At 65.6% G+C, this 14,681-nt stretch carries 10 protein-coding genes; 2 read left to right on the forward strand and 8 right to left on the reverse strand.

What is annotated here, in order from left to right; genetic code table 11:
- Nucleotides 1-457 precede the first annotated feature (457 nt).
- The gene (locus ACK4S9_RS19500; RefSeq protein WP_409729043.1) at nucleotides 458-2,443 is read left to right on the forward strand and encodes a PKD domain-containing protein; all 1,986 of its coding nucleotides are present in this window, start codon (nucleotides 458-460) and stop codon (nucleotides 2,441-2,443) included.
- Between the two features lie 82 nt (nucleotides 2,444-2,525).
- On the opposite strand, the gene ACK4S9_RS19505 is transcribed toward ACK4S9_RS19500, so the two are convergent.
- From ACK4S9_RS19505 to ACK4S9_RS19525, 5 genes are all read right to left on the reverse strand, one after another.
- On the reverse strand, nucleotides 2,526-3,437 hold the full coding sequence (locus ACK4S9_RS19505) for a hypothetical protein (RefSeq protein WP_409729045.1): 912 nt from the start codon (nucleotides 3,435-3,437) through the stop codon (nucleotides 2,526-2,528).
- Nucleotides 3,438-3,628: 191 nt separating this feature from the next.
- Complete coding sequence (locus ACK4S9_RS19510) at nucleotides 3,629-6,721, reverse strand: efflux RND transporter permease subunit (RefSeq protein WP_409729047.1); 3,093 nt, start codon at nucleotides 6,719-6,721, stop codon at nucleotides 3,629-3,631.
- Nucleotides 6,718-7,899 (reverse strand): efflux RND transporter periplasmic adaptor subunit, encoded by a 1,182-nt coding sequence (locus ACK4S9_RS19515; protein WP_409729049.1) that lies wholly within the window; start codon nucleotides 7,897-7,899, stop codon nucleotides 6,718-6,720. Before ACK4S9_RS19515 ends, ACK4S9_RS19510 begins: the two co-directional genes overlap by 4 nt.
- A 149-nt stretch (nucleotides 7,900-8,048) precedes the next feature.
- The gene (locus ACK4S9_RS19520) at nucleotides 8,049-9,410 is read right to left on the reverse strand and encodes an ATP-binding protein (protein ID WP_409729051.1); all 1,362 of its coding nucleotides are present in this window, start codon (nucleotides 9,408-9,410) and stop codon (nucleotides 8,049-8,051) included.
- Nucleotides 9,407-10,135, reverse strand: a complete 729-nt coding sequence (locus tag ACK4S9_RS19525) for a response regulator (RefSeq protein ID WP_027867238.1) — start codon at nucleotides 10,133-10,135, stop codon at nucleotides 9,407-9,409. The genes ACK4S9_RS19520 and ACK4S9_RS19525 overlap by 4 nt, the downstream gene beginning before the upstream one ends.
- Before the next feature lie 204 nt (nucleotides 10,136-10,339).
- Between ACK4S9_RS19525 and ACK4S9_RS19530 the strand changes: the two genes are divergently transcribed.
- A complete protein-coding gene (locus ACK4S9_RS19530; protein ID WP_409729053.1) occupies nucleotides 10,340-10,900 on the forward strand; it encodes a Spy/CpxP family protein refolding chaperone in 561 nt (186 codons plus the stop codon).
- Nucleotides 10,901-10,953: 53 nt separating this feature from the next.
- Here ACK4S9_RS19530 and dsbD read toward each other — a convergent pair whose 3' ends face one another.
- The 3 genes from dsbD to ACK4S9_RS19545 all read right to left on the reverse strand — a co-directional run bounded on the left by dsbD (nucleotide 10,954) and on the right by ACK4S9_RS19545 (nucleotide 14,414).
- On the reverse strand, nucleotides 10,954-12,795 hold the full coding sequence (dsbD, locus tag ACK4S9_RS19535) for a protein-disulfide reductase DsbD (RefSeq protein WP_409729055.1): 1,842 nt from the start codon (nucleotides 12,793-12,795) through the stop codon (nucleotides 10,954-10,956).
- A 124-nt stretch (nucleotides 12,796-12,919) separates the two neighbouring features.
- Entirely contained in the window at nucleotides 12,920-13,315 is a 396-nt protein-coding gene (gene rplQ / locus ACK4S9_RS19540; RefSeq protein ID WP_281912317.1) for a 50S ribosomal protein L17, read from the reverse strand.
- A gap of 121 nt (nucleotides 13,316-13,436) precedes the next feature.
- Nucleotides 13,437-14,414, reverse strand: coding sequence for a DNA-directed RNA polymerase subunit alpha (locus ACK4S9_RS19545; RefSeq protein ID WP_027867241.1), 978 nt, complete (start codon nucleotides 14,412-14,414; stop codon nucleotides 13,437-13,439).
- Between the last annotated feature and the right edge of the window lie 267 nt (nucleotides 14,415-14,681).

The following is a 14,681-nucleotide window of genomic DNA, read 5'->3' on the forward strand; positions in this document are numbered from 1 at the left end:
GCCGCCGAACGGCAGCATGCCGGCGCAAAGGGTAAGGCCGGCCGTCTTCAGGGCTGCGCGGCGCGATGGGCTGACTGCCTCGTGGTGCTTGTCGGTCATAAGTGCTCTCCGTCAATGTGAAGAACAATGCCTGGCCTTGATTCATCCAGGCAAAACAGATGCCCGTCCGGATCGACAGGCATGAGCTCAGCCTAAACGCTCCGGCGATGGAGTCGTATGGGCAAGAACAAGCTCATCAGTAATGGTTTGCGCCGGATCGAGGCAATTTCCTGCGAACAGGAAAAGGCCTTCACGTTTTCTGAAACGCGGACTCGCTTGAGGCAGTAGAAGTGAGTCCGGCCGTAAGGCATGCGCGCACGCAGGCGCCGCCGTCGTGCGATGGGTAAGGATGGGCAGGCAGGCCTTGGGCAAGCCCTTGTCCGGAGCCTGCTCTCCCAACCATTATCTGGAGGAAGTTATGTTACGCATGAACCAGCTTGTCCAGTCAAAGAGACGTCTGCTCTGGCTCTTGCCGTGCCTGTTCAGTGGCCTGGCATTAGCGACTGCGCCAGGCGCCGCGCAGTCACAGCCCGATCTGACCAGTGCACACGCGCAGCATTCGGCTGCGGCGCCCAAGGCCTACCGGGTAATCAACCTGCCAGGCATTGGACTGACGGGGTTTTCCGGGTTCAATGCCAGGGACCAGATGGCGTTCTCGATCATTGATGAAAACGGTGCCTGGCGCGCCTATTTCTATGATGGGAAATCGCTGCAGGATATCGGCACCCTGGGCGGAACACAATCCATCGTCACCGGCATGAACGATGCCGGAGAAGTGGCCGGCTATTCCTATCCTGCCGGTGACGCCGCCTATCACGCGTTCAAGTGGAGCAGGCAAGGCGGGATGCGCGACCTGGGCACCCTGGGCGGCAGCTCATCGATCACGGGCGAGACTCGACCGATCAATCATCGTGGGCAGGTGGTCGGCTATTCGGCTACCCAGGCCGGGCCGACCCACGCCTTCCTGTGGCGCCCCGGCGCCGGGATGCGGGACCTTGGCGGATTGCCGGGCAACCCGTCGGGCGCCAGTTTTGCGCACGCGATCAACGATGCCGGCATGATCGGGGGCCTGGGCGAGGCGCCCGGCGGCAACACACACGCGTTTGTCTGGACGCACAAGTCGGGCATGATCGATCTCGGCACGCTTGGCGGGACCCGTAGCGGCGTCGCGGCACTCAGTGACGATGGAATGGCCGTCGGTAACTCGACGAATGCGAGCGGCCTGAACAACATTTTCGTCTGGACCCGCAGCAGCGGCATGCGCAGCATCGGTACGGCCGGCGGTGTCGAGTCGTTCCTCTACTCGAAACCAATGAGCCGGAACGGGAATGTCGCGGCTAACATCCGTTTCCCGAACGGCGTCGATCATGCCGGATTGTGGACGCGCGCCAGGGGCCTGATCGACCTCGGCACCCTCGGCGGCCCGATCTCGTTTTCCTACGGGGTCAACAACAGGGAGCAGGTCGTTGGCGGGGCCGACATCTCAACGTTTGTACGTAGCGGCTTCATCTGGACGCGCAGGGATGGAATGATCGACCTGAACAAGCGCCTGCGCCATGCCCCGCCCGGACTGAGGGTGGAGGCGGCTGCTGCCATCTCCGACAATGGGACGATTCTGGCCTTTCTGACCGGCGCGTTCGCCTTGTTGAAGCCCGACTGCGGCTGCCCGGGCCCGCATACCGTCGCGCCGATCGAATCCGCTGACACGGTCGAGGTCGGCGCGCCGTTCGATGCTTCCGTCAGCTTTGCTGGCAACGACCCGGCGGCACGGCATAACGTGTTCTGGTCCTGGGGTGACGGTAGCGGCGTGCAGCAAGGTAACGCGCGCGAAAGCCGAGGCCTCGGCCAGGCCAGCGCAAGCCACCGTTACATCGCGCCGGGAATCTACACGGTGTCGGTGAAAGTGGGTGACCGCAGCGGACAGGGGCCAACCGTCAGCCGTACGATCATTGCATACGAGAAGGCAGCAGGCAACGCAGTCGGTAGCGGCTGGTTCCAGTCACCTGCGGCGGCGAACCGGAAAGACGGCGGCCCGGCCGGCAGGGCGAGCTTCAGCTTCCTTGTCCCGAGCGCAACGAGCGCTCAGGCCAAGGTCGTGAAAGCACAGCTGCAGTTCCAGGTGGGTATGCTTAACTTCCGCAGCGTCGAGATGAGGCCGCTGGCGGCGCGCGGCGCAGGCGGGCAGTTCGAAGGCCGGGGCACGATCAACGGCACGGGAGACTACGGGTTCAAGCTGACCGCGACGGCCGGCACGTCGCGCGGCAAGGGGCAGGCGGGCCGCTTCGGCCTGCGGATCTGGCAGACCGATCCCAAGACCGGTGCCGAGGTCGTCGTTTACGACAACCTACCGGCGCATGCCGGAAGCGCTGTGCCGGCTGTGCAGGGGGAAATCTTCCTCCCCTAGCCGACAAGCGGGACGGCGGTAGCACGGCTGGCTTCCGGAAGCAATTCCAGGAGCTGGCCGCTCGTTCCACCATCCCCGGGCCTTAGCGCCACTGCGGTGGCGGCTTGTATTCCGGGAACATTTCCTTGAACAGGAAAGTCATCAGCTGGTCGGTATCCTGCGGCCGCGCGCTCAGCTTGATAATGCGGCCGAGGCGGTGCGAATCCCATTCGAAGTCGCCGGTCTTCTCGCGGCGGATCAGCTCGATCATCTTCTTGACCACGGCGATCTCGATGTCGGGCTCGTTGCCCTGCTCCACCGTCACCTGCGTCAGCCAGCGGCGCTGGAAGTTCGGGTTCCAGCCGCGGAACTTCAGGTCCATGCTGTGGAAGGTCTTGTTCGACACCGAGAACACGCCGCCGCTTTCGTTGCGGTCTTCGCGGCCGCGGCCATTGATGGCGGCGATGTTGGCAAGCGCATTGCGCATGCCCTTGGCCGCATCGCTTTCCTCGGCCGACGGCTGTTCGCTGCCGGTCGCCGCACCGCGCTGGCGGCGCTTGGCGTTGATGAAATCCTGCATGTCGACAGGTTTTTGCTCGTCGAACTTCTGGGGCGGCTTGCTTTCCTTGACCGGTTCTTCCGGCGGGGTCGTGATCGTGTCGGGCAGGCGCGCGATCTCGATGCGCTCCTGCTTCGGCACCGGGATGGACGGCATCGGCAAGGGTTTGGGGGCTTGCTGGCGCGGCGCCTCCGCCTCTTTCTGTTGCAGCGGTGCGACGTAGACCACCTTGCCCTCGTCGCCCGAGGCCGGCTTGGCCTGCTTCGCATCCTTGTCGGGCTGGAACAGCCAGATCACGACCAGCAGCACGTGCAGCAGGATCGTGCCGACCAGCGCCGGACGGTTCGGTCCCTGGCGACCGTACGTGAGCACGGGCCTGCCCTGCATCGGCAGCGGCTGGCCGCAATGCGTGCACACGTCGCTGTGCTCGTCGTAGATGTGGGAATGGTCACGCAAGGTCGAACGGGTTCCTGATCGGCGTCTATCAATACTGCGAGAGCCGCAGTCTAACCGTTTTGCAGCGGCCGCGCACTTTGGAACTACTTAAAGAGCAACACAGCTTACCCGGGCGCACCCCGGAACGGTGTTACAAGATGTTTCAGGCCGCCGGAAACCGGCAGGCGGATCGCTCCGCCTGCCGCGCACCATCAGTGCGCCGCTTCCAGCTTGGCCAATTGGCGGTCCGTCATCGGACCGGTGCCGCTGTACTTGTCGAGGTAGAGGTAGATCACCGGGGTGATGTACAGCGTGATCACCTGCGAGAAGATCAGGCCGCCGACCACGGCCAGGCCCAGCGGCTGACGCAGCTCGGCGCCGGCGCCGATGCCCAGCGCGATCGGCAGCGCGCCCATCATTGCCGCCAGGGTGGTCATCAGGATCGGGCGGAAACGCAGGATGCAGGCTTCGCGGATCGCCTCCTGGGGACTCATGCCCCCGTTGCGTTGGGCGTCGAGGGCGAAGTCGATCATCATGATCGCGTTCTTCTTCACGATACCGATCAGCATCAGGATACCGATCATCGCGATCAGGGTCAGGTCCATGTCGAACATCCACAGCGTCAGCAACGCCCCGACCGCGGCGGACGGCAGGCCGGCCAGGATGGTGATCGGGTGGATGTAGCTCTCGTACAGCACGCCCAGCAGCACGTAGATCACGCCGATGGCGGCGATGATCAGGATGAGCTGGCTCGACTGGGTATCCTTGAACACCTGGGCATCGCCGCCGTAGTTGGTGATGATCGAGGCCGGCAGCTTCATGTCGCGGCCCATCTGTTCGATGGCGGCGGTGGCGTCGCCCAGCGGCACGCCCGGCGCCAGGTTGAAGGACAGCGTGATCGCCTGCAGCTGGCCCTGGTGGTTGACGGCCAGCGGGCCGACCGTGCGCTTGACGGTGGCGAAGCTCGACAGCTTGACCAGGTCGCCGTTCTTGGATCGCACCGAGACGCGCGACAGCGCCTCGTCGTAGTAGCGGTCGGCGGCCGCCGCTTCCAGGATCACGTAGTAGCTGGCCGCGGTCGAGTAGATGGTCGAGACCTGGCGCTCGCCGAAGGAAGCGTAGAGCACGGTGCGGATGTCGGCCATCTCCACGCCCAGCAGCGCGGCCTTGTCGCGGTCGATGTCGATGGTGGCCTGCAGCGCCTTGTTCTGCGAGTCGCTGGTGACGTCGCGGAAACGCTGGTCGGCGCGCATGCGCTCCAGGAACTGCTCGGCCCAGCCGCCGATCTCGCCGCCCGATACGCTCTGCAGCGTGTACTGGTAGCGGCTCTTGGACTGGCGACCGCCCAGCTGCAGGTTCTGCACCGGCGACATGAACACCTGCACGCCGGCGACACCGCGGGTGGCCTTGCGCAGCTGGTCGACGACCTGCGGCATCGGCGGGCGCTCGCTGCGCGGCTTCAGTACCAGGAACATGCGGCCGGTATTGCCGCCGCCGGTGAACGAGGTCACGTCCTTCACGTGCGGGTTGGCGCGCACGATGTCCACCACCTGGGCCTGCAACTTCTGCAGGGCCACCGAGGAGGTGTCCTCGGCCGCCTCGACCGTCACGCGGAGCTGCCCGATGTCTTCTTCCGGGAAGAAGCCTTTCGGCATGGTTACGTACAGGACGGCGGTCAGCACGAAGGTGCCGAGCGCCAGCATCAAGACCAGGAAGCGGTGGCGCAGCGCCATGTCCAGGGTGCGGGCGTAGCCGTCGCGCACGTTGGTGAACATCGCTTCGAAGCGGCGGCCGACCCAGGACATTTCTTTCGGATCGACGTGGCCGCCCTGCTTGATCATGCGCGAGCACAGCATCGGCACCAGGGTCAGCGACACCAGGGCCGAGACCAGCACGGCCAGGCCGACGATCACGGCGAATTCGCGGAACAGCAGTCCGATCACGCCCGGCATGAAGAAGATCGGGATGAATACCGCCACCAGGGAGATCGAGATCGAAATGATGGTGAAGGCCACCTCGCGCGAGCCGACCAGGGCCGCCTGCAGCGGCTTCTTGCCCATTTCCATGTGACGCACGATGTTTTCCAGCACCACGATGGCGTCGTCGACCACCAGGCCGACGGCCAGCGTGATACCGAGCAGGGAAATGTTGTCGAGGCTGTAGCCGAAGGCATACAACAGCGAGAGCGCGCCCAGCAGCGAGATCGGCACCGTGACGGCCGGAATGAAGGTCGCGGTCAGGCGGTGCAGGAACAGGAAGATCACCAGGATGACCAGCAACACGGTGCCGGCCAGGGTCAGGTTGACGTCGTGGATCGCTTCGCGGATCGATTCCGAGCGGTCGTTCACCAGGTGGATCGTGATCGAGCGCGGCAGCTGCTCCTCGAAACGCGGCATCAGCGCGCGCACTGCGTCGACCACCTGCACGGTATTGGCGTTGGGCTGGCGCTGGACCATCAGCACGATCGAGCGTTCGCCGTTCAGGCTGCCGGTAGCCTTGACGGACTGGTAGCTGTCCTCGACCTCGGCGATGTCGCGCAGGCGTACCGGCTGGCCGTCGCGGGTGGCGACGATCAGGCCGGCGAAGTCGGCGGCGCGCATCAGCTGGCCGCCGCCCTGGATGGTCAGGCTCTGGGTCGGGCCGTCGAGGATGCCCAGCGGGGTAATCGAGTTGGCCGAGCGCAGCGCCGTGGCCAGCTCGGACATCGAGATGTTACGCGCGCTCATCAGGTCGTGCCTGGCGCGCACCCGCACCGCGAAGCGCTTGCCGCCGTTGACCGTCACCTGGGCAATGCCGGGCAGGGTCGAGATCGCCGGTGAGACCAGGTTTTCCGCGTAGTCGTTCAGCTCCGACAAGTCCATCGACGGCGAGGTCATGTGCATGAACAGAATCGGAGCGTCGGCCGGATTGATCTTGCGGTAGGACGGCAGGTCGGTCATTTCCTGCGGCAGCTGGCGCTGGGCCTGCAGCAGGGCGGCCTGCACGTCCACCGCGGCCTGGTTGACGTCGATCGATTCGTCGAACTCCAGCGTCAGGGAGGTATTGCCCTGGGTACTGGTCGAGCTGATCATCTTGATGCCGGCGATGGTCGCGAACTGCTTTTCCAGCGGCAGCGCGACCGACGAGGCCATGTTCTCCGGGCTGGCGCCCGCCAGGTTGGCGTTGACGTTGATGACCGGCGTGTTATAGCTCGGCAGCGCCGCGACCGGAATATGCATGTAGGCAAGGACGCCGACCAGGATCAGGCACAGCGACATCAACACCACCATCACGGGGCGGCGGATACACAGCTCGGACAGGTTCATGCCTTTTCACCTTTCTTCGCAGGCGTATCGGCGGCGGGCGTGCCGGCCGCTGCGCTGGCCGGACGGACCTTGCCGCCCGGACGCAGGTTCTGCTTGCCTTCGGTGATGACTCTCTCGTTGCCGGCCAGGCCGGTCACGGCAGCATACTCGCCGAAGCCGTGCAGGCGCGCCACCTTGACCTGCTTCGCCTCCATGCCCTCGCCCACCACGTACACGAAGGTGCCCTGGGTACTGGTGATGATGGCGTTCTGCGGGATCACGACGGCGTCGCGGATGGTCTGGACGGTGATGCGGGTGGTCACGTACTGGCCCGGCCACAGCAAGGCCTCGGGATTGGCGAACTGGGCTTTCACACGGATGGTGCCGGCGGTCGGGTCGACCGCGTTGTCCACGAACTTCAGTTCCCCGGTAACCGGCTTGGCTTCCGAGCCGGTGCTGGCCTGCACCGCCACCCGGCCGGCGCGCTGGGCCGCCAGCAGTGCGCCGAGCGACGATTCCGGCAGGTTGAAGGAAACGTCGATCGGGTCGAGCTGGGTGATGGTCGTCAGGGACGTGGACGGCTGCACCAGGGCGCCCGGATGGATGTCGATGGCGCCGACGCGGCCCGACATCGGGGCGCGGATGGTGGTGTAGCTGGCGCTGACCTGGCTGGCGCGGGCGGCCGCGGCATTGCTCTGCACAAGGGCCCGGGCCGCCTCGACCTGGCTCTTCAGGGAATCGACCGCGCTCTGGGACAGGAAATTCTGGGCGGCGAGTTCCTGGCTGCGCTTGTACTGGCGCTCGAGGTCGGCCAGGGTGGCGCGGTTCTGCGCCACTTGCGCTTCGGCACGGGCCACGTTGGCGCGGTCGGCGCGGTCGTCGAGCGAGAACATGACCTGGCCTTCCTTGACGAACTGGCCTTCGCGGATGTGGACCTGGCGGATGGTGGCGGTGGTCTGCGGGTGCAGGTCGACGGTGCGCACCGGGGTCACGGTGCCGTTCGCGGACAACTCCACCCCGACGTCCTGGCGCTGCGGCGCCACCACGTTCACGGTGGTGGGCGGCATGCCGCCCTTGGCGCCCGGCCCCTTGCCCTGGCCATTGTCGGCGTGGGCGCCGTCACCCTTGTTCAGGTACCAGGCGCCGGCAACGGCCAGCGCCACGACACCCACGATGAATCCCGCATTCTTCTTTTTCATGTTCGTCCCTTGCCGCCAGTGCCCGCGGCTCTTTCTCTTGTGTTATCCGCGCGTGCAAACAATACGCGGTGCTGCATTCTCGCACGCTCGTGTTTCAGGATTGTGTATCCGCCATGTTGTAACCACAACGTCGCGTTGGTGCTTGTCCCTTATTTGTTCGGGTAATACGCCGGCAGCACCAGGGTCACTTCCAGGCCGCCCTCCGGATGGTTGGCCAGCGCGATGCTGCCGCCGTGCTGCTCGGCGATGTTGCGGGCGATGGTCAGGCCCAGTCCGGTGCCGCCCGATTCGCGCGAGCGCGAGGTCTCGACGCGGTAGAACGGGTCGAACACCCGGCCCAGCTCGCCAACCGGGATGCCGGGACCGCTGTCGCGGATGCGCACGCGCGCCGCGCCGTTGATGCGCTCGACGCACACGCGCGCATCGCGGCCGTACTTCACCGCGTTGTCGATCAGATTGCCAAGGCAGCGGCGCAGGTCCAGCGGCCGGCCCAGCAGGGCGATGCCGGCACGCCCCTTCAGCTCGACCTGCTGGCCGGCGTCGACGGCGTCGGCGCACACGGCTTCCAGCAGCGAATCGAGGTCCAGCGCCTGCATGTTCTCGGTGGTGTCCATGCTGCGCGCCAGCACCAGGCCTTCGCGCACCATGGCTTGCATGGCCGACAGGTCGCCGATCAGGCGCTCCTGCAGTTCCGCGTCCGGCACCTTTTCAAGGCGCAGGCGCATGCGGGTCAGCGGCGTCTGCAGGTCGTGCGTGATCGCCGCCAGCATCTGGGTGCGCTGGAAGATGTACTGGCGGATCCGCGCCTGCATCGCGTTGAAGGCGGCGCTGGCCTGGCGGATCTCGCTGGCGCCGGTCAGTTCGAGCGGCGCGCGGTTGATGTCGTGTCCCAGGTCCTGGGCGGCCCGTGCCAGCACTTTCAGCGGGCGGGTGGTCATGCGCGCTACCACGTAGGCGAGCGCGGCGATGCTGAGCAGGAACAGGCCGATGGTGGTGCGGTAGTCGGTTTCGGGACCGGTGAAGGCCGAGCGCGGCGGCAGCACCGACAGGCGCAGCTCCTCGCCGTCGCGCAGGCGCACGTTCAGGGTTTCGCAGGCGCCGTGCCACTGGGAGCGGATCAGGCCGTAGAGCACGGCCTGCTGGTGCGGCATGTCGCACGAGGCCGGGCGGTTCGCCGCCGAGCTGATGCCGTAGCCGTCGCCCAGGCGCGCCGCCAGCGAGCGCGCGAACCAGCTCTTCTCCTCCGCCAGCGGCTGGGGAGCGCCGACTTCCAGGCGCAGGCCCGGGCGGTTGGCCACCGACAGGTAGACCGAACGCGCCGAGGCCGGCACGATTTCGGTCGCCATCACCAGTTGTTCGGCGCGCTCGAGCAGGTGCTGGTCGCGCTGCTGTTCGATGACGCGCTGGCGCTCGAGGTCGGCTGCCAGCTGGGTCAGCGCCGCGGAGATCAGGATACCGAGCAGGATCGTGATGAACACGCGCCCGGTCATCGATCCGAAGAAGGCTTTCACGCAGGCGGCTCCACGGTCACCTGGCCGGCCAGCACGTAGCCGCCGTTACGCACGGTCTTGATGATCTGGGGCATGCGCGCATCCTCGCCCAGCTTCTGGCGCAGGCGGCTGATCTGGATGTCGATCGAGCGGTCGAAGGGGTCGGCGTCGCGGCCCTGGGTCAGGTTGAGCAGCTGGTCGCGGTTGAGCACGCGATTGGGGTGTTCCAGGAACACGCGCAGCAGGCGGAACTCGGCGCCCGACAGCATGATGACCACGCCCTGCGGATTGACCAGGTGGCGCGCGGTCAGGTCCAGGGTCCAGCCGGAGAAGCGCATCTGCTGCACGTTCTCGGACGGGGCGTTCGAGGGCATCGCGTGCGAACGGCGCAGCACGCTGCGGATGCGGGCCAGCAGCTCGCGCGGCTCGAAGGGCTTGGGCAGGTAGTCGTCGGCGCCCATCTCGAGGCCGAGGATGCGGTCGAGCGGCTCGTTGCGGGCGGTCAGCATGATGACCGGCAGGCTGGAGGTGGCGCGCAGCTTGCGGCACAGGGTCAGGCCATCGTCGCCCGGCATGTTCAGGTCGAGCACGATCAGGTCGGGGCGCGCGTCGTCGAGCGCCTTCCACATGCCGGTGCCGTCGGCCGCCGACATGGTGCGGTAGCCGTTCGATTCCAGGTAGTCGGCGAGCAGGGTGCGGATGTCGCGATCGTCGTCGACAATCAAAATCGTAGAGGGATTATCCATAACCTCAATTATCCGCATCTAAGCCAAGTGTGGACAGCGGTTTTGTATCGGCATGTATATGCCCATAGGCGCGAAACATATTGATACAAAGAATCGGACAGGGGAAATTCCACGGTTACAGTTTGGATCGATGATGGGAACCGTGCAGCGAGCAGTCCGGATGCAAAGTGCACACCCACCTGACTCTCACCAAAGGAATACACAATGAATACCGTCCGCAAAAACATCGTGATCGTCCTGGCCGCCTTCGGTATCGCCGGCGCCTCGCTCGGCGTGCAGGCGCAGACCACCGCCCCGCCTGAGGGCCGCCATGCACATGCCATGAGCAAGGAACAGCGCGAAGCCAAGCGCGCCGAATTCCACAAGCTGACTCCCGAGCAGCGCAAGGCGAAAATGGCCGAGTTCCGTGCCAAGCGTGTTGAACAGCGCGCCGCGCGCCAGGCCAGGCTGGCCGAATCGCTGAAACTGACCCCGGCCCAGCAGCCGGTGTGGCAGGCTTTCGTGACCAGCATGAATCCGCCGCAACAAGGGGAGCGCGCCGGCCAGCGCCTGAACAAGGAGCAGCGCGCCGCCTTGACCGCACCGCAGCGCCTGGAGCGCCGCATCGCCCTGCAGAAGGAGCGCACCGCCCGCATGGAAGCGCGCCTGTCGGCCCTGAACAGCCTGTACGCGGCCTTGAGCCCGGAACAGCGCAAGGTGTTCGACGAGCAGCAGCGCCGCGGCGGCCGTCACCACGGCGGCCACGGCAAGATGATGCGAGGCTGATTGCCGGCCTCGACGTAAAAAAAGACGCCTCGGCGTCTTTTTTTATGCTCGGCTCAGGGCAGCTTGGCCAGCGAGTTCAGGAACTTCTTCGCATCCTGGTAGCCGATCACCCGGCTGTCCGGAATCTCCTGCCCGTCCGGCCCGAACAGGATGATCCCCGGCGGTCCGAACAGTTTAAAACGCTTCAGCATCGCCTTGTCCTCGGCGTCGTTGGCGGTCACGTCGACCTGCAGCAGGATGGTATCGGCCAGCTTGGCCTGCACCGCCGGGTCGACGAAGGTGAACCTTTCCATCTCCTTGCAGGACACGCACCAGTCGGCATAGAAATCCAGCATCACGGTCTTGCCGCCGGCATTGGCCAGCTCGCGGTCGAGGTCCTGGACCGTCTTGATGCGCTTGAAGACCAGGCCCTGGTGGGCGCCGCCCGTCAGGTGCGCCAGCGGCGCCAGCGCATCGCGCCCGCCGGTGGCGGCGCCGACCAGCTGCACCGCTCCCAGCACCGCAAACGCGGCACCCGCGGCCATCGAGGCCCAGTGGCGGTGCTTGCGCATCAGGTAGAAACCATAGCCGAACAGCAGCGCCGCCCAGCCCAGCATCTGCACGATCGGCGGCAGCACCGGCGACACCAGCCACAGGGCCATCGCCAGCATCAGCACGCCGAACAGGCGCTTGACAGATTCCATCCAGGCCCCGGCGCGCGGCAGCAGCGAGCCGGCCGAGACGCCCACCAGCAGCAGTGGAATGCTCATCCCGACCGCCATGGCGAACAGGGCGGCGCCGCCGATCACCACGTCGCGGGTCTGGCTGATGTAGACCAGGGCGCCGGCCAGGGGCGCGGCCACGCAGGGGCCGACGATCAGCGCCGAGATGGCGCCCATGGCGAACACCCCGGCCAGCTTGCCGCCCGACTGGCGGCCGGAAACGTCGGCAAGCCGGGTCTGCAGCGCGGCCGGCATCTGCAGTTCGTAGAAGCCGAACATCGACATCGCCATCGCCACGATCAGGAGGGCGAATGCGCCCAGCACCCAGGGATTCTGCAGGGCGGCGGCCAGGCCCTCGCCCGCTAGGCCGGCGGCCACGCCCAGCGCCGTGTAGACGATCGCCATGCCGAGCGAATAGGTGCTTGACAAGATGAAGCCGCGCGAGCGGCTTGCCTGGCGGCCTTCGCCGACGATGATCGAGGACAGGATCGGCACCATCGGCAGCACGCAGGGCGTGAAGGCCAGGCCCAGGCCGAGCAGGACGAAGGCCGGGACGATCGCCAGCAGGCGGCCGCCTTCCAGGATGCCGGCGATGCCGGCCATGTCGGACGGCTGGGCCGCGGCCGAGGGTGCGTTGGGCGCGGCCGGCGCCTGGACCGGAGTGGCCGGCGCCATATCCATCGCCACCGACGGCAGCGCGGTGGACATGCCGGACGCGTTGGCGCCGATCGGCAGCGCCGGGGCGGCTCCGCCCGCGCCTGCCGACAGCCGGGCGCTATGGTCCTGCGGCGGATAGCACAGGCCGGCGTCGGCGCAGCCCTGGCTGCTCGCCGTCAGGGTAAACGGGCCGCTGCCCTGGACCGGGATCCGGATCACGACTTCGCCCTTGTAGGTCTCGACGTCCTTCTGGAAGGTCTCGTCGTACTTCACCTTCCCGGGCGGGATCTCGGGCGTGCCGAGCTTGACGCCATCGGCGCGGAAGGCGAAACGCTCGCGGTACATGTAGTACGCGTCGGCGATCCGGTAGCGCACTTCCAGCGTCTGCGGTTCGGCCATGCGCGCCTCGAAGCGGAAGGCGATGGCGGGATCGAGGAATTCCTGTTCGGCGCGCGCCGCGCCTGCGTGCAGGAGTACGAAAAAGGTCAGCAGCGCCGTGCAGGCCAGCCACAGGCGGCGGACGGAAAATCGGATCATGGTAAGCAATGAGTGTTGGTGCCCGCCGGAATGGTACACCGGTACGCTTATCCTTGCCTGCGGCGACGCTGAAGGCGAAAAAAAACCAGGCATGAAAGCCTGGTTTTTCTTGAAGCGACCGTGATTACTCGGCGGTCGGCGCTTCTTCAGCGGTGCCGACTTCCGGACGGTCGACCAGCTCGACGTATGCCATCGGAGCGTTGTCGCCAACACGGAAACCCATCTTCAGGATACGCAGGTAGCCGCCGTTGCGGTTCGCGTAGCGCGGGCCCAGTTCAGCGAACAGCTTCAGCACCATTTCGCGGTCGCGCAGGCGCGAGAACGCCAGACGCTTGTTAGCCAGGGTGTCGGTCTTGCCCAGGGTCAGGATCGGCTCGACGACGCGGCGCAGTTCCTTGGCTTTCGGCAGGGTGGTCTTGATGGCTTCGTGACGCAGCAGCGAAACAGTCATGTTGCGCAGCATGGCGAGACGGTGGGACGAGGTACGGTTCAGCTTACGGAGGCCGTGACGATGACGCATGGTACTTCCTTTCGAGTGTTTACATTCCAGTTCTTCGATCGTTCACGCTTGCGCGTGACCGCGGACCGGTTTCAGGGGTTGAAAACTGCCCGGACAGACATTGTCCGGGCAGGTACAGCAATTACTTCTCCAGGCCAGCAGGCGGCCAGTTCTCGAGCTTCATGCCGAGGGTCAGGCCGCGCGAAGCCAGGACTTCCTTGATTTCGTTGAGCGACTTGCGGCCCAGGTTCGGGGTCTTGAGCAGTTCGTTTTCCGAGCGCTGGATCAGGTCGCCGATGTAGTAGATGTTCTCGGCCTTCAGGCAGTTTGCCGAACGGACGGTCAGTTCCAGGTCGTCCACCGGACGCAACAGGATCGGATCGACCAGCGGAGCACGCGACGGCGCTTCGGCGGCGGCTTCGGTGCCTTCCAGGGCGGCGAACACGTTCAACTGGTCGACCAGCACGCGTGCCGACTGGCGGATCGCCTCTTCCGGGGTGATGACGCCGTTGGTCTCGATGTTGATGATCAGCTTGTCCAGGTCGGTACGCTGCTCGACACGGGCCGATTCAACGGCGTAGGACACGCGGCGGACCGGCGAGAACGATGCGTCCAGGATGATGCGGCCGATGGTCTTGTTGGTGTCTTCCGACAGGCGGCGCACGTTGCCCGGCACATAGCCGCGGCCCTTCTCGACCTTGATCTGCATGTCCAGCTTGCCGCCGGCGGTCAGGTGGGCGATCACGTGATCCGGGTTGATCAGTTCCACGTCATGCGGCAGGTCGATGTCCGAAGCCAGCACGGCGCCTTCGCCTTCCTTCTTCAGGGTCAGGGTGACGGAGTCACGGTTGTGGACCTTGAAGACCACACCCTTCAGGTTCAGCAGCAGGTCGACGACGTCTTCCTGCACGCCGTCCAGCGACGAGTACTCGTGCACGACACCGGCGATCGTCACTTCGGTCGGCGCATAGCCGATCATCGACGACAGCAGCACGCGGCGCAGCGCGTTGCCCAGGGTGTGGCCATAACCACGCTCGAACGGCTCCATCACGACTTTCGCGTGACCAGGAGCGATTGCTTCGACATCGATGATACGTGGTTTCAACAGACTGTTTTGCATGAAATGTCCTTTTCAATACCCTCGGCTCGTTACACCGATAAGGCTGATGGCATTAATAGAAAGCGCCTGCTCGATGAGCAGGCGGTGATACGAATTCGAAGATGACGAAGGGATGGAGACGTGCGTCCAATGCGGCGCCAACTCTAAGTTGCTGCTCCCGCACCACCACTCCGTCATCCCGGCGAGGGCCGGGATCCAAGTTCGTGGCTGGGCCACCAAACTTGGGCCCCGGCCTGCGCCGGGGTGACATTTTGAACGACTTGCGTC

The organism is Massilia sp. (assembly GCF_046293535.1).
Taxonomy (GTDB): domain Bacteria; phylum Pseudomonadota; class Gammaproteobacteria; order Burkholderiales; family Burkholderiaceae_D; genus Telluria.

Bases quoted from the DNA above. Each gene is read 5' to 3' on its own strand.
- ACK4S9_RS19545 (WP_027867241.1), bottom strand. From the start codon at position 14,414: ATGCAAAACAGTCTGTTGAAACCACGTATCATCGATGTCGAAGCAATC.
- ACK4S9_RS19500 (WP_409729043.1), top strand. From the start codon at position 458: ATGTTACGCATGAACCAGCTTGTCCAGTCAAAGAGACGTCTGCTCTGG.
- ACK4S9_RS19530 (WP_409729053.1), top strand. From the start codon at position 10,340: ATGAATACCGTCCGCAAAAACATCGTGATCGTCCTGGCCGCCTTCGGT.
- rplQ (WP_281912317.1), bottom strand. From the start codon at position 13,315: ATGCGTCATCGTCACGGCCTCCGTAAGCTGAACCGTACCTCGTCCCAC.
- ACK4S9_RS19510 (WP_409729047.1), bottom strand. From the start codon at position 6,721: ATGAACCTGTCCGAGCTGTGTATCCGCCGCCCCGTGATGGTGGTGTTG.
- dsbD (WP_409729055.1), bottom strand. From the start codon at position 12,795: ATGATCCGATTTTCCGTCCGCCGCCTGTGGCTGGCCTGCACGGCGCTG.
- ACK4S9_RS19515 (WP_409729049.1), bottom strand. From the start codon at position 7,899: ATGAAAAAGAAGAATGCGGGATTCATCGTGGGTGTCGTGGCGCTGGCC.
- ACK4S9_RS19525 (WP_027867238.1), bottom strand. From the start codon at position 10,135: ATGGATAATCCCTCTACGATTTTGATTGTCGACGACGATCGCGACATC.